The 19,720-nt window shown below is 42.5% G+C and carries 19 protein-coding genes; 9 read left to right on the plus strand and 10 right to left on the minus strand.

The window, feature by feature from the left end:
• Nucleotides 1-17 precede the first annotated feature (17 nt).
• Nucleotides 18-455, minus strand: coding sequence for a rhodanese-like domain-containing protein (locus ACUN2T_RS25440; protein ID WP_445495618.1), 438 nt, complete (start codon nucleotides 453-455; stop codon nucleotides 18-20).
• Nucleotides 456-831: 376 nt separating this feature from the next.
• On the opposite strand from ACUN2T_RS25440, the gene envC reads away from it, so the two are divergent.
• A complete protein-coding gene (gene envC, locus ACUN2T_RS25445; RefSeq protein WP_445495619.1) occupies nucleotides 832-2,139 on the plus strand; it encodes a murein hydrolase activator EnvC in 1,308 nt (435 codons plus the stop codon).
• 31 nt (nucleotides 2,140-2,170) lie between these two features.
• The gene (locus ACUN2T_RS25450; RefSeq protein WP_445497981.1) at nucleotides 2,171-3,055 is read left to right on the plus strand and encodes a divergent polysaccharide deacetylase family protein; all 885 of its coding nucleotides are present in this window, start codon (nucleotides 2,171-2,173) and stop codon (nucleotides 3,053-3,055) included.
• A gap of 81 nt (nucleotides 3,056-3,136) precedes the next feature.
• Here ACUN2T_RS25450 and tdh read toward each other — a convergent pair whose 3' ends face one another.
• Nucleotides 3,137-4,162, minus strand: a complete 1,026-nt coding sequence (gene tdh / locus ACUN2T_RS25455; RefSeq protein WP_445495620.1) for an L-threonine 3-dehydrogenase — start codon at nucleotides 4,160-4,162, stop codon at nucleotides 3,137-3,139.
• A 9-nt stretch (nucleotides 4,163-4,171) separates the two neighbouring features.
• The gene (gene kbl, locus ACUN2T_RS25460; protein WP_445495621.1) at nucleotides 4,172-5,368 is read right to left on the minus strand and encodes a glycine C-acetyltransferase; all 1,197 of its coding nucleotides are present in this window, start codon (nucleotides 5,366-5,368) and stop codon (nucleotides 4,172-4,174) included.
• Between the two features lie 232 nt (nucleotides 5,369-5,600).
• Here kbl and rfaD point away from each other — a divergent pair, with 232 nt between their 5' ends.
• Genes rfaD through rfaC form a run of 3 tightly spaced genes read left to right on the plus strand, consistent with a single transcriptional unit; the run spans nucleotide 5,601 to nucleotide 8,561 of the window.
• A complete protein-coding gene (gene rfaD, locus ACUN2T_RS25465; RefSeq protein WP_445495622.1) occupies nucleotides 5,601-6,539 on the plus strand; it encodes an ADP-glyceromanno-heptose 6-epimerase in 939 nt (312 codons plus the stop codon).
• 10 nt (nucleotides 6,540-6,549) lie between these two features.
• Nucleotides 6,550-7,599, plus strand: coding sequence for an ADP-heptose--LPS heptosyltransferase RfaF (gene rfaF / locus ACUN2T_RS25470; RefSeq protein WP_445495623.1), 1,050 nt, complete (start codon nucleotides 6,550-6,552; stop codon nucleotides 7,597-7,599).
• A complete protein-coding gene (rfaC, locus tag ACUN2T_RS25475) occupies nucleotides 7,599-8,561 on the plus strand; it encodes a lipopolysaccharide heptosyltransferase RfaC (protein WP_445495625.1) in 963 nt (320 codons plus the stop codon). Before rfaF ends, rfaC begins: the two co-directional genes overlap by 1 nt.
• 44 nt (nucleotides 8,562-8,605) lie before the next feature.
• Here rfaC and ACUN2T_RS25480 read toward each other — a convergent pair whose 3' ends face one another.
• The 6 genes from ACUN2T_RS25480 to rfaQ form a co-directional block, all read right to left on the minus strand.
• On the minus strand, nucleotides 8,606-9,349 hold the full coding sequence (locus ACUN2T_RS25480) for a glycosyltransferase family 25 protein (RefSeq protein WP_445495626.1): 744 nt from the start codon (nucleotides 9,347-9,349) through the stop codon (nucleotides 8,606-8,608).
• A gap of 34 nt (nucleotides 9,350-9,383) precedes the next feature.
• Nucleotides 9,384-10,271 carry a hypothetical protein gene (locus ACUN2T_RS25485; RefSeq protein ID WP_445495627.1) on the minus strand — a complete coding sequence of 296 codons (888 nt, stop codon included), beginning with the start codon at nucleotides 10,269-10,271 and terminating at the stop codon, nucleotides 9,384-9,386.
• A 33-nt stretch (nucleotides 10,272-10,304) separates the two neighbouring features.
• Nucleotides 10,305-11,261 (minus strand): polysaccharide deacetylase family protein, encoded by a 957-nt coding sequence (locus ACUN2T_RS25490; RefSeq protein ID WP_445495628.1) that lies wholly within the window; start codon nucleotides 11,259-11,261, stop codon nucleotides 10,305-10,307.
• A gap of 142 nt (nucleotides 11,262-11,403) precedes the next feature.
• Nucleotides 11,404-12,498: a glycosyltransferase gene (locus tag ACUN2T_RS25495; RefSeq protein WP_445495629.1), complete on the minus strand. Its 1,095-nt coding sequence runs from the start codon at nucleotides 12,496-12,498 to the stop codon at nucleotides 11,404-11,406.
• Complete coding sequence (locus tag ACUN2T_RS25500; protein WP_445495630.1) at nucleotides 12,495-13,625, minus strand: glycosyltransferase family 4 protein; 1,131 nt, start codon at nucleotides 13,623-13,625, stop codon at nucleotides 12,495-12,497. The genes ACUN2T_RS25495 and ACUN2T_RS25500 overlap by 4 nt, the downstream gene beginning before the upstream one ends.
• Nucleotides 13,622-14,686, minus strand: coding sequence for a putative lipopolysaccharide heptosyltransferase III (gene rfaQ / locus ACUN2T_RS25505; protein WP_445495631.1), 1,065 nt, complete (start codon nucleotides 14,684-14,686; stop codon nucleotides 13,622-13,624). The genes ACUN2T_RS25500 and rfaQ overlap by 4 nt, the downstream gene beginning before the upstream one ends.
• 230 nt (nucleotides 14,687-14,916) lie before the next feature.
• On the opposite strand from rfaQ, the gene waaA reads away from it, so the two are divergent.
• The 3 genes from waaA to coaD are packed head-to-tail and all read left to right on the plus strand — an operon-like array spanning nucleotide 14,917 to nucleotide 17,450.
• The gene (waaA, locus tag ACUN2T_RS25510) at nucleotides 14,917-16,194 is read left to right on the plus strand and encodes a lipid IV(A) 3-deoxy-D-manno-octulosonic acid transferase (RefSeq protein ID WP_445495632.1); all 1,278 of its coding nucleotides are present in this window, start codon (nucleotides 14,917-14,919) and stop codon (nucleotides 16,192-16,194) included.
• Nucleotides 16,195-16,968, plus strand: a complete 774-nt coding sequence (locus ACUN2T_RS25515) for a glycosyltransferase family 2 protein (RefSeq protein WP_445495633.1) — start codon at nucleotides 16,195-16,197, stop codon at nucleotides 16,966-16,968.
• Entirely contained in the window at nucleotides 16,968-17,450 is a 483-nt protein-coding gene (gene coaD / locus ACUN2T_RS25520) for a pantetheine-phosphate adenylyltransferase (protein WP_445495634.1), read from the plus strand. Before ACUN2T_RS25515 ends, coaD begins: the two co-directional genes overlap by 1 nt.
• A gap of 74 nt (nucleotides 17,451-17,524) precedes the next feature.
• Here coaD and mutM read toward each other — a convergent pair whose 3' ends face one another.
• Nucleotides 17,525-18,334: a bifunctional DNA-formamidopyrimidine glycosylase/DNA-(apurinic or apyrimidinic site) lyase gene (gene mutM, locus ACUN2T_RS25525; protein WP_445495635.1), complete on the minus strand. Its 810-nt coding sequence runs from the start codon at nucleotides 18,332-18,334 to the stop codon at nucleotides 17,525-17,527.
• Nucleotides 18,335-18,449: 115 nt separating this feature from the next.
• On the opposite strand from mutM, the gene rfaL reads away from it, so the two are divergent.
• Nucleotides 18,450-19,673, plus strand: coding sequence for an O-antigen ligase RfaL (rfaL, locus tag ACUN2T_RS25530; protein WP_445495636.1), 1,224 nt, complete (start codon nucleotides 18,450-18,452; stop codon nucleotides 19,671-19,673).
• Nucleotides 19,674-19,720: the final 47 nt, after the last annotated feature.

Below are 19,720 nucleotides of genomic sequence, written 5' to 3' on the forward strand. Positions count from 1 at the left end.
ACTCACACCCAAAATGATTACTTTTTACCACGCGCCAATGGTAAGTTTTCGCCTGTCCAACCCACCAGACCTTCTTTCAGGGAACATACGCGATCAAAACCAGCACGCAAAAGATTCTCAGCCGGAGTACGCGATTCAGTGCCATTCGCTGAAACAACAATCACCGGCTGCTTTTTATGTTTTTCCAACTCAGCCAGGTTATTGTCTTTGATTTCAGATGGGGTCAGGTTTATTGAACCAATGATATGCCCTTTGCGGAAATCTTCACGGGAACGTAAATCCACGACGATGGCTTCTTCTTTATTGATCAGATTAATCGCTTGTGCACGGGTTATCTCTTTGGTTTTAGAGAAGAGACTTTTCATCGTAGTCACAATAACGGCAACCAGCAACGCAATCCAGATGAGGCTTAACATCATGTGCTGATTAATAAATTGCATGATTTCTTGCAGCATGGGGGCAAAAACTCCCGTTGGTTATTAACAAATATCTAAGGCTCCAGAGTATACCTTTGTGTTGCGTCAATTACAGCCAAATAGCATAAGCTCAATGCAAATTTTGCGGAGAGTTTCGAGAAAAAATAAAAATACGCTGGAAATGGAACGCGTTAAGTACACGATCAGAAGATTCTCTGCCACACTGAATGAATACAAGAATTTAGACAATAAATAGGCTAAAGTGGCTAATGTGCCCAGTTATTATCTGATTTCAATATTAAAACTATATTATCCGGATTATCCGGAAGTGTAAAAAATCAGCACAGCATCTGGTAACCAATTGTTCAACATGAAATAATCTGAGGCTATACAATCGCAAGGTATATTGACAACAATGGCAGACAATAAGGAAGTCCCTGGCCGAAATTATCGGCTCAATCAGAACTCATGGCAGAATAAAATTCGTGCCTTTTTGTTCTGTACTTTCCTGTCCGCTATTTTCAGCTTTCATACCTTTGCCAATCAGATTATCGACAATAAAAATCAGCTTAAAAATATTCAGCAAGACATTGCAGAGAAAGAGAAGAGCGTGCAGCAGCAACAGCAAAAACGCAGTACGTTGTTGAGTCAACTGAAAGATCAGGAAAATACAATTTCTAAGGTTGGCCTCTCTCTGCACAGTACCCAAACTCAACTCAGTAAGCTGCATAAAGAGATTGCCGCGCTTAATGCCAATATCAAGAAACTGGCAAAACAACAAACAGCGCAACGGGATATGCTGGCACAACAATTGGATGCCGCTTTTCGTCAAGGGCAGCATCAAGGGCTTGAGCTCATGTTCAGAGGTGAGGAAGGCAAGAGGGGGGAGCGCATCCTCGCTTACTATAGTTACCTTAATCAAGCCCGCCAGGATACTATTGTTAAGCTTGAGCAAACTACCGTTGATTTAACTGAACAAAAAAAACTTGAGCAGCAAAAACAGGAAGAGCAGAAACAAGTTCTGACGGAACAACAACAACAAAAGCAGCAGATGGAAGTGGCCCGCAGCGCCCGGCAGAAAACCCTGACTGAGCTGGAGTCTTCCCTGAAGAAAGACCAAAAAAGTCTCGCTGAACTAAAACAAAATGAAACCCGTCTACGGGATAAAATTGCTAAGGCAGAACGGGAAGCAAAAGCACGCGCTGAACGGGAAGCCAGAGAAGCTGCGCGTGTCCGTGCTCAGATTGCGGCGAAACAGAAACAAGCGCAGAAAAAAGGTGCCAGCTATAAACCCACTGAAGATGAACGCGCATTAATGGCGCGGACGGGTGGCCTTGGCCGTCCGGCGGGTCAGGCAATCTGGCCTGTCCGTGGTAAGGTAATACATGAGTTTGGTGAAGCACTGCAAGGTGAACTGCGCTGGAAAGGCATGGTGATTTCTGCCACAGAAGGCACTGAAGTCAAAGCGATATCCGATGGCCGGGTACTGTTAGCTGATTGGTTGCAAGGCTATGGGCTGGTTGTCGTTATAGAGCACGGTAAAGGTGATATGAGCCTTTATGGCTATAATCAGAGCGCTCTGGTCAGTGTCGGCCAGCAAGTTCGGGCCGGGCAACCCATCGCCCTAGTCGGCAACAGTGGCGGTCAGGAACAACCCGCCCTGTATTTTGAAATCCGCCGTCAGGGTAGAGCAGTAAACCCACAACCTTGGCTTGGGAGATGATCAGGTGAGACAACACAAGTTTACAAAACTCATTGGCACTATCGTCCTGTTACTCTTGAGCCTACAAGCCAGTGCTGCCCGTCTGGCAATTGTTATTGATGACTTTGGCTACCGTCCTCATAATGAAAACAAAATATTGCAGATGCCTGTTGCGGTTTCTATCGCAATTCTGCCGGATTCTCCCCACGGCAGGGAAATGGCTGAAAAAGCCCATAAACAAGGACGGGAGATTTTAATCCACCTTCCAATGGCACCGTTAAGTAAGCAACGGTTAGAACCGGATACTCTCCAGCCCACAATGAGCAGTGAAGAGATTGATCGCATTATTCAGCGCGCAATACAGAAGGTCCCTTATGCGGTAGGAATAAATAACCATATGGGCAGCGCGATGACGTCAAGCTTGTCGGGAATGCGGAAGGTTATGCGCTCGCTGTCCCGCTATGAGCTTTATTTTCTCGATAGTGTGACGATTGGCAATACTCAAGCAACAAAGGCAGCACAAGGCACTCCTGTTCGCGTTATCCGCCGCAATATTTTTCTGGATGATGTGCAGTCAGAAGCGGAAACCCGCTATCAGTTAAACCGGGCAATTTCCATTGCCCGTAAGAATGGTTCAGCTATTGCTATCGGTCATCCTCATCCGACAACTATTCGCGCATTACAACAGATGCTGCCAACGCTTCCCGCTGATATTGAATTGATCAGCCCAAGTAGGCTGTTAAGTAGCACATCTGTTGGCGACAATCACCGTAAATGGGGCGGGCAGTGTGAAATAAAAGAGGCGCCAACGACGGTTACCACCCAAGACTATCTGGCGGTCATTAGTAATACTCTGATTGATAACCCTGTTGTGAATACAATGAACCAACATATCCGGAAACTGGCTGGCGATAAATTTCAGGGTAGAACAGAATAAAAAGTCATCCAAAAAAATGACTAATAAAACAGGCGCCCAAAAAACTGCAAGCGCCTGTTAATTTTAGTAGTAATTTATTGATTAATCCCAGCTCAGAATAACTTTACCAGACTGCCCTGAACACATGGTGTCAAAGCCTTTCTGGAAGTCATCAATAGAGAACCGATGAGTGATAATCGGGGTTAGATCCAAGCCAGATTGGATCAATGTCGCCATTTTGTACCAGGTTTCAAACATCTCACGGCCATAAATGCCTTTAATAAACAATCCTTTGAAAATCACCTGACTCCAGTCGATTGCCATATCTGATGGTGGAATACCCAACAGTGCGACACGGCCACCGTGATTCATGGTATTCAATAAGGTACGAAACGCCGCCGGTGCGCCGGACATTTCCAAACCAACATCAAAACCTTCAGTCATGCCTAACTCTGCCATGACATCTGTCAGATTTTCCTTGCTGACATTCACCGCACGGGTAACCCCTATTTTACGGGCCAGTTCAAGGCGATATTCGTTAACGTCAGTAATAACAACATGACGCGCACCAACATGTTTACACACTGCCGCAGCCATAATACCAATTGGGCCTGCACCGGAAACCAGCACATCTTCACCAACCAGATCAAAGGAAAGCGCGGTATGAACAGCATTGCCAAATGGGTCAAAAATAGAAGCCAGCTCATCAGAGATGTTATCTGGGATTTTAAACGCATTAAACGCCGGGATAACCAGATATTGAGCAAAACAACCCGGGCGGTTTACTCCTACGCCAATGGTATTACGGCACAAGTGAGTACGACCACCGCGACAGTTACGGCAGTGACCACAAGTGATATGCCCTTCACCAGACACCCGATCACCCATTTTAAAACCTTTCACTTCCTGACCAATCGCAACAACTTCACCCACATATTCATGACCAACAACCATGGGTACAGGAATGGTTTTTTGCGACCAGTCATCCCAATTATAGATGTGCACATCCGTACCACAAATCGCCGTTTTACGGATTTTGATCATCACATCATTGTGCCCCAATTCCGGCTCAGGCACATCAGTCATCCAGATGCCTTCTTCTGCTTTTAACTTTGACAATGCTTTCATAGAGATGCCTTATGCAATTACTTTTAATTGCTTACCAATTCGCGTGAACGCCTCAACCGCACGTTCAATTTGTTCTTCCGTATGTGCCGCTGACATTTGCGTACGGATACGAGCCTGATTTTTAGGTACTACCGGATAGAAGAAACCGGTGACGTAAATGCCTTCTTTCAGTAATTCTGCGGCAAATTCCTGTGCCAGCTTTGCATCGCCTAACATGACCGGGATAATCGCGTGATCAGCACCTGCCAAAGTGAAACCTGCCGCCGTCATTTTTTCACGGAACAGATTGGCGTTCTTCCACAGGCGATCGCGTAACGCATCACCCTCTTTCAGCATATCCAGCACTTTAATGGATGCCGCAACAATCGCCGGTGCCAGTGAGTTGGAGAACAGGTATGGACGTGAACGCTGGCGCAACCACTCAACAACTTCTTTACGTGCCGCAGTATAGCCACCGGAAGCACCACCCAACGCTTTACCTAATGTGCCGGTAATGATGTCAATACGATCCATGACGTCACAATATTCGTGAGTACCACGACCATGTGCACCAACAAAACCTACGGCATGGGAGTCATCCACCATCACCATTGCGCCAAATTCATCCGCCAGATCACAGATAGATTTCAGGTCAGCAATGACACCATCCATCGAGAACACACCATCTGTTGCAATCACAATATGACGCGCGTTATCTGCTTTTGCTTGCTCCAATTGTGCTCTCAGTTCCTGCATATCATTATTGGCATAGCGATAACGCTTCGCTTTACATAAGCGGACACCATCAATAATAGAAGCGTGGTTCAGAGCATCCGAGATAATGGCATCTTCCGGCCCAAACAGCGTTTCAAATAAACCACCATTGGCATCAAAACAAGAAGAATAAAGAATGGCATCTTCCATACCCAAAAATTGGGCCAGTTTTTGCTCCAGCGCTTTATGAGTATCCTGAGTCCCACAAATAAAGCGAACAGATGCCATACCAAAACCGTGGCTATCCATTCCCGCTTTAGCGGCAGCAATAAGATCAGCGTGATTAGCCAAACCTAAGTAGTTATTTGCGCAGAAGTTAATAACGTGGCTGCCATCGGCTACAGCAATGTCAGCATGTTGGGCAGAAGTGATGATGCGCTCATTTTTAAATAGCCCTTCAGAATGGGCTTGCTCTAATTGTTCATTAATTTGCTGATAAAATGATGCTGACATTTATTTTCTCCTGATTTAAGTGAAGGGTCGTTACATATTTTACTCATTGATCAGGCAACTGACGACTCTATCAGGCAGTTAATATTAACTTTGCTGTATCCGTCACGTCATGCAACCTGAATGACCATAATATTTCAATATATTCCCCTGTTTAAGCTGCTGTCGTCATAGATGTTAGATGTTATTATAGAAGCAATTTGCTTCATTAACCCGATTGATAGAGGTAAGTCTGATGATCATTGTCACTGGCGGTGCTGGATTTATTGGCAGCAATATTGTCAAAGCACTAAATGACGAAGGATATAAAGATATTCTGGTCGTAGATAATCTGAAAGATGGTACTAAGTTCGCCAATCTGGCTGACCTGGATATTGCTGATTACATGGACAAGGAAGAGTTTATTGTTAGCATCCTGGCCGGTGATGATTTAGGTGATATTGACGCTGTTTTCCATGAAGGCGCTTGCTCATCCACAACCGAGTGGGATGGTAAGTATATGATGGATAATAACTATCAATATTCAAAAGAATTGTTGCACTATTGCCTTGAACGTGGAATTCCCTTCTTGTACGCCTCTTCCGCAGCAACCTATGGTGGCCGCAGTGATAATTTTATCGAGGAGCGTCAATATGAAAAACCTCTCAATATTTACGGCTATTCTAAATTCCTGTTCGACCAGTATGTCCGGGAGCTCTTGCCTCACGCTGATTCACAGATTTGTGGTTTCCGTTATTTCAATGTGTACGGACCACGCGAAGGGCACAAAGGCAGTATGGCCAGTGTAGCATTCCATCTGAACAATCAAATCAATCAGGGGCAAAACCCCAAACTATTTGCTGGCAGTGAAGGCTTTCAACGTGATTTTATCTATGTTGGTGATGCCGCAGCGGTTAATCTGTGGTGCTGGAAAAACGGCGTTTCCGGTATTTATAATTGTGGAACAGGTCGCTCTGAATCTTTCCAGGCAGTTGCAGATGCAGTCGTTGAATGTCATAAAGATAAATCACCAGCCGTTGAATATATTAATTTTCCTGAACATTTGAAAGGCCGTTATCAGCGCTTCACTCAGGCAGATCTGACTAAACTCCGCGCGGCGGGTTATGATAGACCATTCAAAACAGTCGCCGAAGGCGTCACGGAATATATGCATTGGCTTAATCAGGATAAATAATCTACTCGTTATGAAAATATTGGTGATCGGCCCTTCGTGGGTGGGTGACATGATGATGTCGCAGAGCCTTTACCGGACATTAAAGGCCCTGCACCCTAATGCAGAAATTGATGTGATGGCTCCAGTCTGGTGCCGTCCATTGCTGGCAAAAATGCCGGAAGTCAATCAGGCACTGGCAATGCCATTAGGCCACGGAGCACTGGCATTGGGAGAGCGCCGTCGTCTTGGCGTCGCACTACGTGAACATAAATATGATCGCACTTATGTGCTACCCAACTCGTTTAAATCAGCGTTAGTGCCTTTCTTCGCCAATATTCCTCTGCGTGCCGGCTGGCGCGGTGAAATGAGATATGGATTGCTCAATGATATTCGTATATTGAATAAAAAAGCGTTCCCATTAATGGTTCAACGCTATGTCGCATTGGCTTACGATGCAAAACTCAGTAGCGCAGCGGAGCTTCCTCAACCATTACTGTGGCCTCAGTTGGCTGTCAGTGATGAAGATGTTGCTGAATCTACCGCAGCATTCAATATTTCTGATCACCGGCCGATTATCGGTTTCTGTCCCGGAGCAGAGTTTGGCCCGGCAAAACGTTGGCCGCACTATCATTATGCCGCGTTGGCTCAACAGCTTATTACTAAAAAGGGATATCAAATTCTGCTGTTTGGTTCCGCCAAAGATCATGAAGGTGGAGAAGATATCCGCAAGTCACTAACTGAAGAAACCCGTGAATACTGTATCAATCTTGCCGGACAAACATCTCTTGAGCAGGCGGTCAATATTATTGCAGCCTGTGATGCTATTGTGACCAACGATTCCGGTTTGATGCATGTTGCCGCAGCACTCAATCGCCCTCTCGTTGCACTCTACGGCCCAAGTAGCCCAGATTTTACGCCACCATTGTCTGATAAAGCAGAAGTTATCCGCCTTATTACTGGCTATCATAAGGTCAGAAAAGGTGACAGTGCACACGGCTATCATCAGAGTCTGATTGATATTCAACCAGAGCAGGTTATGGCTTCTCTGGATAAATTATTACAAACGGAGAACCAGGATTAATGCGGGTTTTACTGGTTAAGACGTCTTCCATGGGGGATGTACTCCACTCTCTCCCCGCACTGACTGATGCAGAAAAAAACCTGCCTGGTGTCCGTTTTGACTGGGTGGTAGAAGAAGGATTCGCACAAATTCCCGGCTGGCACAGTGCCGTTGATCAAGTTATTCCTGTGGCTATTCGCCGCTGGCGTAAGAACTGGTTTGGTAAAGAGATCCGCGCAGAACGTCGTTTATTTAAAGAAAAACTAAAATTACATCATTATGATGCCATTATTGATGCTCAGGGGTTATTAAAGAGTGCATTTCTGGTTACTCGACTAGCTCATGGCCCTAAACATGGTTTCGACCGTAAAAGTATCCGTGAGCCATTAGCAAGTTTTTTTTATGATTACCGCCATGCAGTCAGCAAGCAACAACATGCCGTAGAACGTATCCGCGAGCTGTTTGCTGTCAGCCTTGGTTATGCTAAACCCGCAGAGCGGGGCGATTATGGTATTGCCCGTCACTTTTTAAAGCAGCAATCAGAAAATCAAGGGGATTATCTGGTCTTTCTCCATGCCACTACCCGTGATGAAAAACACTGGCCGGAAAGCCATTGGCGCCAGCTTATTGCTGAAATTCAGCCGACGGGTGTGCGAATTAAACTGCCTTGGGGGGCAGAACATGAGCACCAACGTGCACTGAGACTGGCGGAAGATCTCCCTCATGTGGAAGTTCTGCCAAAACTGACTTTGGCACAAGTCGCTCAGGAATTGGCGGGGGCACAAGCCGTTATCTCTGTTGATACTGGCCTGAGCCACCTCACCGCCGCACTGGATCGCCCTAATATTACGCTGTTTGGCCCAACCGATCCGGGCCTGATTGGAGGATACGGCAAGGAACAGATGTCCTTGAAAGCAGAAGATGGGAATATCAAAAGTATTACGCCATCGAAAGTATTCGCCTATCTCCGGCAAAAAATATGAGATTAATTTCAAAATACTGGCTAAAGGCTCCCTTTAACCCGTATTCAATCTTTTTTAATTTTATATATTTTTCTAACAAAGATTTTCCATAATATATTTTTAATCTTTACCGAAAAGGGCCTTCTTTTCCTTATTTCTTTCCAAATTTTTCCTGCCTTAATATTATGTTCACTATCTCTCCCCGATATGGTTGTGTTAATAGCATCCTCACTTTCTGTAACCAAAACGGGTACTGTACAACATAATTTTATAACTCCATTCTCCCTGAAAAACGCCCAACGATCTGCAACCAACCAGACAGGATAAAGGAAAGCAATGAGGTTTTTAGCTGCCTGATTATTCAAAACATAACCACAGGTTAATGAAGCGTCCAATACCGATTTAATATCCACACCACAAGGAAGCTTATATTTGGAGCGTTCAAAATATTGACTGGCTTTACTCAAAAGAATAGTAGAAGGGGCTATTATCTTTTCTTGCTGAATTTCACTTAAGAATTCAGACAAACGTTCATTTAAGATAACATCATCCTCTAATATTAATGCTATCGAAATATTATTTTCAACTATCTTCCTGTAGATTTTTATATGACTTAAAGCACACCCAATCTCACCAGGCGTTATAGCATCACTTAATTCTCTTGTTTGCTTTTGTAACTCCTCCTGTGATAACAGGCGGCCATCAACAGCTTCAATAAATTCATAATCTAAGTTTAGTTTAATACATTGTTCTTCTATTCTTTTCCTTCTCTCTGTAGAATGTTTAAGGTTAATAATAAAAGTTTTCATACTCTGTGCTAATGCTCCATTATTATCATAACGATTAAGGAAAAATCACTCTTTGTAAGTTGTCTCTATTACACCACCTATTTTTATATTCAAATGTTGGCCTTCCAAAACTAAATCTCATCTCCAAATTATTTTCACGACTATATTCAATAGCATCCTTAACATTAACCCATGTAGAAACCGTTCCTAGCGATAGATTTGGATAACTCAAATCCATTCCACTATTAACGTAGTCATAACAAATCCATTTTTCACATTGTTTTTTAACAATAAATTGCATTGCGCAAGGATTTCCTTCTAACCATAAAATATTGCCAAAATTTATAGAGGGTATTTCTTCCAGAATTTCCTGCATTTCATTTTTATATGCATGTTCATTCCTGCGTTTAAAATAGAGATAATCATAAATATCTGTTAATTCTTTCGAATCATAATGATCAACATTAACAACACTACCCCCACTTTTTATAAAACGATTCAGCTCTCTATTTCTTGTTTCTCTTGTTTTTCTAGAGATATCCTTAACCAGACAGATCTGTCTTTTAGAATTTAATTTATCCGAACAGTTAATAATATTAACTTTATTTTTTGACGACATAAACTTTGATTTAAATGGAATAATAGATCTAACATCCGATCTAATCGGCAATATTATCTCATCAAAATTAAGTGGATATTTGTTAATTCTTTCTTTAATGACAATTTTCTGCTCACCCGCGAGGTAACGATCTCTCCAGCTACAGATACCACCAATGATATTCCCTGAACTATCTCTTTTTATATAGAATTTCTCATTTAGCTGAAAACGCTTATGGAAAAAATCCAAGACTTTTGGAGAAGTGATCACACTTCCCCCGTATAAATTATAAGCCTCTCGATAATCATCAAAAGAACCTAATTTCCAACCAAAACTCAGTAACATCAATTAATCCTGTCAGTTTTATTTTCTCAATTATTACGACTTCTTTAACTGGTAATATTCAGCCAATGTCATCCCTTGAACCCGAGATTTCAAATAGTTAAATAATTCCTCCAAATCCTGATAAAGATGCTCAATTTGTTCTTCATTTTTAAATGTCGGGCTACCACCAGGCATAAATTCGGATGAATGCAGCATAAATTCAACATAATCACCGCCTTCTGCCAATGTTTGCTGAATAACTTTCTTCATTTGCGCCAGATTGCCGCCTTTTGGCCGTAACCAGTTAACCGAAGGAGAGCGCTGCTTTCCGCGCAAATTATCGTATTTCTGTTTCAGGGAGTTCATCAACGGAGAGTGCTTATACTGGATGCTCATTGGCACTTCCAGCAAAGAAGAACGGCCTTCTTTGGCGATATCCTGCAAATCCATAAAATAGGCATAAGATGGAAAGTGACTATAATCAGTTCCACCGTTACCATTAGGATCACCTTTTGTAAAACGCCAATTAACCCGCGGCGTTACCGAACAATCGACTTGATAACCATATTCCACTAACAATTCAGCATAATATTCATTAAATGCCCAACGACCCGCCCGATGGCTTAACATTTTAGTTTGTAGTTTATCTTCTAATAACTGAGTCATTAGACCAACTTTGGCTCTGACTTGTTCTTTTGGAAATTCAATCAGATAAGGTTTATAGCGCATATCATCGTCGGTAAGAGGAACAAGAGGGGGATTATTCCAGGCATGTAAATGCATACCTATTTCACCTTGACCTCTGGCAATAACATCTTTAGCAAAGTCAATATATAAATCATCCATAGCCATCTCATAGTTCGTCAACCAAACTGGTTTAAAACCAAAATGCTCACATAGACTCTGAAATCTTGGTAAATAACGCGTATTTTCTGTCGAAATCTGACTGTGGTTTTGCCACAAGTCATCACCTTCAGTATCAATCGTGATAATAAATGCGGGTAAAGTCATTAGAGGTGTGCCCAAAACAGACCCAAAATAATGTCATTATGGTACGCAGGTCAGCGATACAGCGCAATTAACTTATCGCGAAAAGAGTAGCGATGTGCAACTTTATTTACTAATATTAAACAATGAGTTAGCTGATCCGGTGTTATAAAGATAAATATTTTACCAAAACAATATCTAAATCAAACTTCTTATACATATCCTCTGTGATCACAGGAGGCTCCAGGAAAACAAGTTTCATTTTCTCTGCAAGTGAGTCAACGGTCAGTTCTGATTTATATTTTTCCAACTCACCAACCATAATTTCATTCACACCACCTGGACATGCAACACTGACAATTGGAGTATCGCAAATCAATGATTCAATCAGTACATTACCCAGCCCTTCACTATCAGAACTCAAGACAACCGCTTTAGCGCCACGAATAACAGGTAATGGATTTTCGAGGAATCCGGTTAAGATGACTTTAGATTGTAAGTTTAAATCCACAACCTTTTGTTTTATCTGTTGAGTAATAGACTCATCTCCATGACCAACAATTAATAAATTACATGGCAGAGCTGCTTTCGCAAAAGCCTCCAATAAACGATCATGCCGCTTAACCTGGTGAAATCGGCCAACATGTAATAAATACGTTTCATCCGAATAAGGATTATTTTGCCAAGATTTTTCTTTAATATCAGGAATGTTGAAGGGATTATAAATTGTCACCATTTTCTTAGGCTTGAGTGACAGATTAATGGCTAAATCTTCCCCGACAGCATCAGAGACACAAATTAGATTCCGATTATTATATGTCCATTTGATTTTTTGCTTCTTTATCCAACGGGGTAATCCGCTTTTATTGCCAAGGTACGAACTCGAGAACACACCATGAAGACAAAACCACACATTTAATCCCGCCAGCACCTTTGATTTCACGACAATGCGATCGGTTTTATGCAAATTTGATACAATCAATGAGGGGATTCCCTTCCGAAGAAATATTTTTTCTAAAATTTTATCCATAGATTTAGCCCTACGGCAAATCTCAGTCTGTCTTCTGAAAGGCCCATTGTACTCATCAGCATCAATAATCAGTTCAATGCCATCAGGCACTAAATACTCACATTTTTCCGCCAGAGAAAGCAGCGTAATATCATACCCTTTCTGTCGCAGGCCATCACAAAGCCGGATAGTGACATTTTCTGCACCTCCACCAGGTAATCCATCAATGATAAATAATATGTGTCCTTTCATGATGAGAGCACCCTTTCGTATAGTCCAATCAGCTGTTGTGATAAATGTTCCGGTGTATAAGGCAGCACCTTAGTTCTCGCTAATTCTGACATTTTATTATTCAAATGATCAGAAGGTGTATTTTGAATCGCTTCTGTAATATCCCGGATATCCAAAGCATCACATATAAACCCGTTACTTCCAGAGGTAACAAATTCAGCACCACCGCATGTCGTACTGGTTATAACCGGAAGCCCACAAGCCATTGCCTCCAATATCACATTGGGGAATGGATCATATAAGGTAGGTAACAACAAGCCATCTGCAATCTGATAAAAAGGCAGTGTCTTTTTCTGAATGCCCATAAACCTGATCCGCTCATTGCACCCCAGAGAATTGGCTAATTGCTTATATTTTTTCTCTTCTTTATCCTGACCCACAACAATTAAATATGCATCAGTAGCACTAATCGCTTGAATCGCTACTTTTAGCCCCTTTCGCTCAAACCCGGAACCAACATAAACGAAACATTTCGCTTGTCGGGGAAGATCATATTCTTTTCTTAACAGCATCCTCTGAGATTCTATTGCCGGAAAAAATTGCTTATGGTCTATCGCATTATAAATAACTGATATTTTTTTCTCCGAAAGCCCAAAATCCGCCATGACCTCCCATTTTACCATTTCCGAGTTACAAATAACCATTTTTAGTTCTGGTGCCGAATACATTTTTTGCTCCGCATCCATAACATAACGATGGTAATGACTCGCAAAAAGTAATTTACTTCTCCAGGAGGATAAAACCCGGGTACGCTGCTGCAACCACCGCTGATGAACACCATCACCCGCACGGTAAATATCGCAACCAGCAATGCGTTCGTGACTTTGAACAAGATCAAATTGCTCTTTTTCCCATACTGCTCTGGCCGCTTTAGCAAATCCTCTCTCTCGGCTGATTCTTCCCCATTTATGAGGATTTGCTAAATGAACATACCAGTCAGGGTTAATGTCTCCCTGCCAGGAACGAGTAATAACATTAAGCTCCAGATTTTCATTACCTAAAGCCTCTAAGGCGCGGGAGACAAAACGTTCTGCACCACCATCCGGGCGATATTTCTGCCGAACAATCGCAAGACGTACTGATTTCATAATAAATTTCTCCGGGCAGCAGCAATAACTACATCACTGGGAATGACATTCAGATAACGTATGCCCGTTTTAGTATCAACATCATCAGGATCAGGTAAATCACCATAATCACCAGCCCAAATTACTTCACCCTTCGCTTCCCATGGGTGCCAGAATACTAATTTTGATGGCCCAAATAAAGCAATACAAGGTGTTTTCAATGCTGCGGCCATATGCATAGAAATAGAGTCTACCCCTATGAATAAATTAGCGTCATCAATCAGCGCTGCAAGTTGAGGCAAGGTTAATAGGCCAGCAAAAGAAATAACGCTTCCTTTTGGGCAACTTGATAAAATAGTCTCGACCATATCTTCTTCCTTACGATCTGGCCCAGAGGTAACAACAATTGTCCAACCATCAGCCTGTAATGCACTAATCGTTTCACTCATCTTTTTCTCATCCCAACATTTGAAAAACCAGCGGGATGTTGGCTGCACAACAATATATTTTTGATTTACCCCGTGCTGTTCAAGAAGTGCCCAAGCAGCTTCTCTATCCTCCTGGCGGTAACTCATTGTCACTTTAGTACTGGTCGATGGAAGATTTAACAGCGAAAGAGCTGACAAATTTTGCTCAACAATATGCAAAAATTCACTATGCTCTGTCGGCACTAGATTTGTGAAACATTTTTCCCAAAACAGGCTTCGTCGTTTGGCTAAATCAAACCCAATACGTACTTTTGCTCCAGTAAAACGTGTCACAAACGCACTATACCATTGATCAGAGAGATTAATAACTATGTCATATTTACGACTCCTTAATTGTTTAAGTAATCTCCATTCATGACTGAAATGTGCTCTGACTCCTTGCTTCTTCCATTGTCTATCCATAGAAAATATATTCGCCACAGAATAAAAATTAGCCAGTATCGGTTCTGTTTCTTTGTAGAGTAAAACATCAATTTCTACTGAGGGATAATTATCCTTCAGAGTATTAATAACAGGTGTCACTAATAGCACATCACCATGATGTCGTAACTTTATTATCAGAATACGGCTAAATTGAGTTGGTAATTTACTCATGGCATTCCCAGTATAAAGATACAGATAATAAGGAAGAAGCTGTCTCTATATGTTCGGAAGCTGCAAGAAACTCCTGCTACTTTTATATATAATAGAAGCACAATTTTACCCAAAAAACCTAATTTACCGTTCTTATTCTGTTCAGATCCTAGAAGCCATACGCATTTTCACACTTTCTTTGAAGCAGTGTGATACTATTGGCGCTAATTTATATAAATGAATTTGATAGAATGTTACTGCGTTTATATCAGGTACTTCTCTACCTTATCCAACCTCTGATTTGGTTGCGTTTATTACTTCGCAGCCGCAAGGCTCCTGCTTACCGTAAACGTTGGGGTGAACGTTATGGTTTCTGTGCCGGTAAAGTTGCCGCTGGCGGCATTCTGCTTCATTCAGTCTCCGTGGGTGAGACGCTGGCGGCAATCCCTTTAGTGAGAGCGTTACGCCATCATTACCCTTTTTTACCGATTACAGTGACGACGATGACACCAACGGGCTCAGAAAGAGTACTCTCCGCTTTAGGAAATGATGTCAATCACGTCTATTTGCCATACGATCTTCCCGGTTCCATGGAACGCTTTCTCAATCAAGTTAATCCAAAGTTAGTCATCATTATGGAAACAGAACTTTGGCCTAATCTGATTTTTCAACTCCACCAACGTAACATTCCTCTGGTTATTGCTAATGCCCGTTTATCTGCACATTCAGCCGCGGGATACCAGAAAGTCGGTAATTTCGTAAAAATAATTTTACGAAAAATTACCCTGATTGCGGCTCAGAATCAGGAAGATAGCGAACGTTTTATTGAACTGGGTTTGAGACGCTCTCAACTGGCTGTCACCGGTAGTCTGAAATTCGATATCTCAGTAACACCTGAATTGGCGGCTAAGGCTGTGACATTACGGCGCCAATGGGCTGCTCGCCGTCCTGTCTGGATAGCGACTAGTACTCATGATGGAGAAGAGAGCATTATTCTGGATGCTCATTGCAAATTGCTAAAACAATGTCCAAATCTGCTACTGATCCTGGTACCACGCCATCCTGAACGTTTTGCTAAAGCTGAAGAATTAACAAAGAAAGCCGGGCTAAGTTATATTCTTCGCAGCTCCGATAAAATTCCTGACGCCAATATTCAGGTTGTTATCGGTGATACTATGGGTGAGCTGATGCTGCTCTATGGTATTGCTGATCTGGCTTTTGTTGGTGGCAGCCTGGTTGAACGTGGTGGGCATAACCCACTGGAAGCCGCAGCCCATGCCATTCCAGTGTTGATGGGACCACATACCTTTAACTTTAAAGATATCTGCACCAAACTGGATCAGGCTAATGGTCTGATTACCGTTACGGATAGCCAGTCTTTGTTCACTGAAATCAATAGCTTACTAACTGACGAAGATTATCGCCTGTACTACGGCCGCCACGCAGCAGAAGTATTACATGAAAATCAGGGAGCTCTTCAACGTCTGCTTAAATTATTGGCGCCCTACCTCCCGCCGCGGAGCCACTAAATGAATGAGAAAAAACGCCTTTCCGTTGTAATGATTGCCAAGGACTCGGCGGATCTGATAGCAGATTGCCTAGCCTCGGTCAGTTGGGCTGATGAGATCATTGTGCTTGATTCTGACAGTTCAGACGATACCTGCCAGATAGCACAGGCAATGGGGGCAAAAGTCTTTTCTAATATTCACTGGCCAGGGTTTGGCCGTCAGCGTCAACTGGCTCAACAATATGCTTCTGGCGATTATATTTTTATGATTGATACCGATGAGCGTGTAACGCCAGAACTGAGAGTATCCATAGAGCAAGTCCTGGCACATACTGATGACAACAAGGTCTATAGTTGCGCCCGCCGAAATCTGTTTCTTGGTCGCTTTATGCAACATAGCGGCTGGTACCCGGATCGGGTTATTCGCCTCTACGCCCGCAATCGTTACCAATACAATGATAATCAGGTTCATGAATCCCTTGAAACTCATGGCGTTCCGGTTGTTATTTTGAAAGGGGATTTACGCCATCTTACTTGCCGTAATTTGATGGAGTTTCAGATAAAACAACTGAATTACGCTAAAGCATGGGCAAAACAGCGTCACGAACAAGGTAAACAGTGCAGTTATTTTTCGATTTTCAGTCATACTTTTGGCGCTTTCTTTAAAACTTGGCTGTTGCGTGCTGGCTTTCTTGATGGTAAACAGGGGTTGGTACTGGCTATTGTCAACGCTCAATATACGTTTAATAAGTACGTCGCATTGTGGGAAAAGAGACAACAAAAGGGTAAAAATTGATGACAACCAAAGCTATTTATCCCGGAACATTTGATCCTGTTACCTACGGCCATATTGATATCATCACGCGCGCCTCAGGCATGTTTAACCACGTTTTGTTTGCTATTGCCAATAGTGCCAGAAAGAACCCAATGTTTACTCTGGATGAGCGCATTAGTTTAGCGAAAGAGGTGACCTCACATCTGGATAATGTAGAAGTGGTCGGTTTTTGTGAATTGATGGCTAATTTCGCCAAAAAACAGCAGGTAAATGTTCTCATCCGTGGTCTTCGTTCAGTATCTGATTTTGAGTATGAATGGCAGCTCGCCAATATGAACCGCCACTTTATGCCTGAATTAGAAAGTGTCTTTTTACTGCCATCACAAAATCTCTCGTTTGTCTCTTCATCCTTGATTAAAGATGTCGCCCGCCACGATGGCGATATCTCATCATTCCTACCAGAACCTGTTGCACAAGCCATGCTAGAAAAACTCGGCAAGTAATTTACTGAGTTCACTGGGAGCGCACACAGTAGGATTTCTCCCTATGCTATGCCTCCCCAAGTCTCCGGTATCAACTAAAACTGACAGCGACGACAAAAGAAAGTACTGCGCTGCCCAAGTTTAATACTTGCTATTTTTTCACCACAAATCCGGCATGGCTCTCCTGCCCTGCCATAAACAAACAGTTCCTGAGCAAAATATCCCGGTTTACCATCAGATTGCAGGAAATCCCTGAGTGTTGTCCCGCCCTGCTCAATCGATCGTTGCAGGACCTTTTTAATCGTTTCTGTCAGTAAATCTGCCTCACGTTCAGTCAACGTATGTGCCGGGCGATCAGGCCGAATATGGGCAGTAAACAACGCTTCATTCGCATAGATATTACCGACACCAACAACCAGTTTATTATTCATTAACCAAGGCTTAATCAATGTTTTTTTACTACTTGATCGGGTGTAGAAATAAGCACCATTAAAATCATTAGAAAGTGGTTCAGGCCCCAAATGAGTTAATACTGAGCACTGGTTGAGATCATCACTCCATAACCACGCTCCAAACCGTCTTGGGTCGGTATAACGCAAAACCTTGCCGTCTGCCATGACTAAATCCACATGATCATGTTTCTCCGCTGGACGTTCCTCCAACAAGATCCGCAAACTGCCCGACATGCCCAAATGGATAATAATCCAACCATCTGCCAATTCAATCAGCAAATATTTGGCCCGGCGCTGAACACTGAGCACAAGCTTATCACTCAGCTTCATAATTTCTTCCGCTACCGGCCAGCGTAACCTTCCATTCCGGACTACCGCATGTTGAATCACGTTCCCTACCAGATGTGGTTCTATCCCTCTCCGGCTGGTTTCTACCTCTGGTAGTTCTGGCATGATAATAACTCCTGTATTATGTCTGTTTGTTTCAACTCTATTGCATCTCAGCAGATTAAGATAATCTTTTCATGTATCATTTCCAACCAAGTTCAACAGAAATGAAAACAGATTGATGAATATGTTTAATCTTAAAAGTTGTGATAAAAAATCATTATGGAATTTATCCCTTATTGGGATTTATATCGCCCTTGTTTATCTGCCTGATATAACAAGATATAAGAACCTGGTCATTATCCTGATTGGCATTACCGCGCTGACCTATCTGGTAACAGATTTTCGTCAGGTAATGCACTCTATGCGTAATTCGCTATTTCTATCTATTCTGTTATTCATCTTAGCAATGTTCTATTCAGTCGCGATCTCAGTCGATCCCGCATTGAGTTTTCAAGAGATGAATAAACCTATTCTGAATGGATTGCTGTTGTTCAGTTTTACTTTTCCGGTTGTATTGTACAAAGAGAATAAAGAAAGCATTGCCAGGATGATTCTGTTCTCATTCGCCATTGGGATGCTGGCAATATGCTTGACTGATATCGGTAAATACATTATTAACTATAATCAGGGTGAAATGCCTTTCACCGGCTATAGCCACCGGGAATTTTCTTACGGTTTTATTTTTTATTTCCCAATTTTACTTTGCACCTGGGCATTGTGGAAAAAGCATACTTTAGTTAGCTGGCTGATATTGGCTATCACTTCAGCTATTAGCCTGTTTCTGTTGTTAGGTACCCTAACCCGTGGTGCCTGGGTAGCCGCTGTTGTTATAACGGCCTTGATCATCATTATTAACCGGGAATGGAAACTGACACTTGCAGCAGCAATATGTTTGGGTTTATTAGCAGTCACAACACACTTAACCACTATAGATAATGGAGCTACCAAACTATTAGTTTATAAGCTCACACAAACAGACAGTACACATCGATATACCAATGGCGTACAAAGCTCTGCTCTGACTTTAATCATGGAAAACCCTATCAAAGGCTATGGCTATGGCAATAAAGTCTACCATAGGGTCTACAACGAACGAGTTAATGACTATCCAGACTGGGTATTTCGCACATCCATCGGCCCTCATAATATCTTTCTGGCACTCTGGTTTGCTGGTGGAATTATCGGCCTGATCGCAACTTTCCTGATGACCTTCTCAGCACTATACACAGGTAGTCATATTATTGGCCGTAACAACGAAATAGTGAAGCAGGCTGGAATTATTCTGCTGACTGGGTTTATCGGACTATTTATCGTCCGTGGAGCCTTCGAAAATACCTACATCAATGAAATAGGTATTTTATTTGGTTTGATGATTGCGCTGTATAAAAAGAGAAGTGACTAGCAAAATATCCCAGCCATATCATCAGTGGCTGTATATGACATCTCTAC

This window comes from Photorhabdus machadonis, from assembly GCF_052657765.1.

What these genes read in the sequence shown, in the direction of transcription:
- ACUN2T_RS25440 (WP_445495618.1), bottom strand. Translation starts at nt 455, where the DNA reads ATGCTGCAAGAAATCATGCAATTTATTAATCAGCACATGATGTTAAGC.
- envC (WP_445495619.1), top strand. Translation starts at nt 832, where the DNA reads ATGGCAGACAATAAGGAAGTCCCTGGCCGAAATTATCGGCTCAATCAG.
- tdh (WP_445495620.1), bottom strand. Translation starts at nt 4,162, where the DNA reads ATGAAAGCATTGTCAAAGTTAAAAGCAGAAGAAGGCATCTGGATGACT.
- kbl (WP_445495621.1), bottom strand. Translation starts at nt 5,368, where the DNA reads ATGTCAGCATCATTTTATCAGCAAATTAATGAACAATTAGAGCAAGCC.
- rfaD (WP_445495622.1), top strand. Translation starts at nt 5,601, where the DNA reads ATGATCATTGTCACTGGCGGTGCTGGATTTATTGGCAGCAATATTGTC.
- rfaF (WP_445495623.1), top strand. Translation starts at nt 6,550, where the DNA reads ATGAAAATATTGGTGATCGGCCCTTCGTGGGTGGGTGACATGATGATG.
- rfaC (WP_445495625.1), top strand. Translation starts at nt 7,599, where the DNA reads ATGCGGGTTTTACTGGTTAAGACGTCTTCCATGGGGGATGTACTCCAC.
- ACUN2T_RS25480 (WP_445495626.1), bottom strand. Translation starts at nt 9,349, where the DNA reads ATGAAAACTTTTATTATTAACCTTAAACATTCTACAGAGAGAAGGAAA.
- ACUN2T_RS25485 (WP_445495627.1), bottom strand. Translation starts at nt 10,271, where the DNA reads ATGTTACTGAGTTTTGGTTGGAAATTAGGTTCTTTTGATGATTATCGA.
- ACUN2T_RS25490 (WP_445495628.1), bottom strand. Translation starts at nt 11,261, where the DNA reads ATGACTTTACCCGCATTTATTATCACGATTGATACTGAAGGTGATGAC.
- ACUN2T_RS25495 (WP_445495629.1), bottom strand. Translation starts at nt 12,498, where the DNA reads ATGAAAGGACACATATTATTTATCATTGATGGATTACCTGGTGGAGGT.
- ACUN2T_RS25500 (WP_445495630.1), bottom strand. Translation starts at nt 13,625, where the DNA reads ATGAAATCAGTACGTCTTGCGATTGTTCGGCAGAAATATCGCCCGGAT.
- rfaQ (WP_445495631.1), bottom strand. Translation starts at nt 14,686, where the DNA reads ATGAGTAAATTACCAACTCAATTTAGCCGTATTCTGATAATAAAGTTA.
- waaA (WP_445495632.1), top strand. Translation starts at nt 14,917, where the DNA reads ATGTTACTGCGTTTATATCAGGTACTTCTCTACCTTATCCAACCTCTG.
- ACUN2T_RS25515 (WP_445495633.1), top strand. Translation starts at nt 16,195, where the DNA reads ATGAATGAGAAAAAACGCCTTTCCGTTGTAATGATTGCCAAGGACTCG.
- coaD (WP_445495634.1), top strand. Translation starts at nt 16,968, where the DNA reads ATGACAACCAAAGCTATTTATCCCGGAACATTTGATCCTGTTACCTAC.
- mutM (WP_445495635.1), bottom strand. Translation starts at nt 18,334, where the DNA reads ATGCCAGAACTACCAGAGGTAGAAACCAGCCGGAGAGGGATAGAACCA.
- rfaL (WP_445495636.1), top strand. Translation starts at nt 18,450, where the DNA reads ATGAATATGTTTAATCTTAAAAGTTGTGATAAAAAATCATTATGGAAT.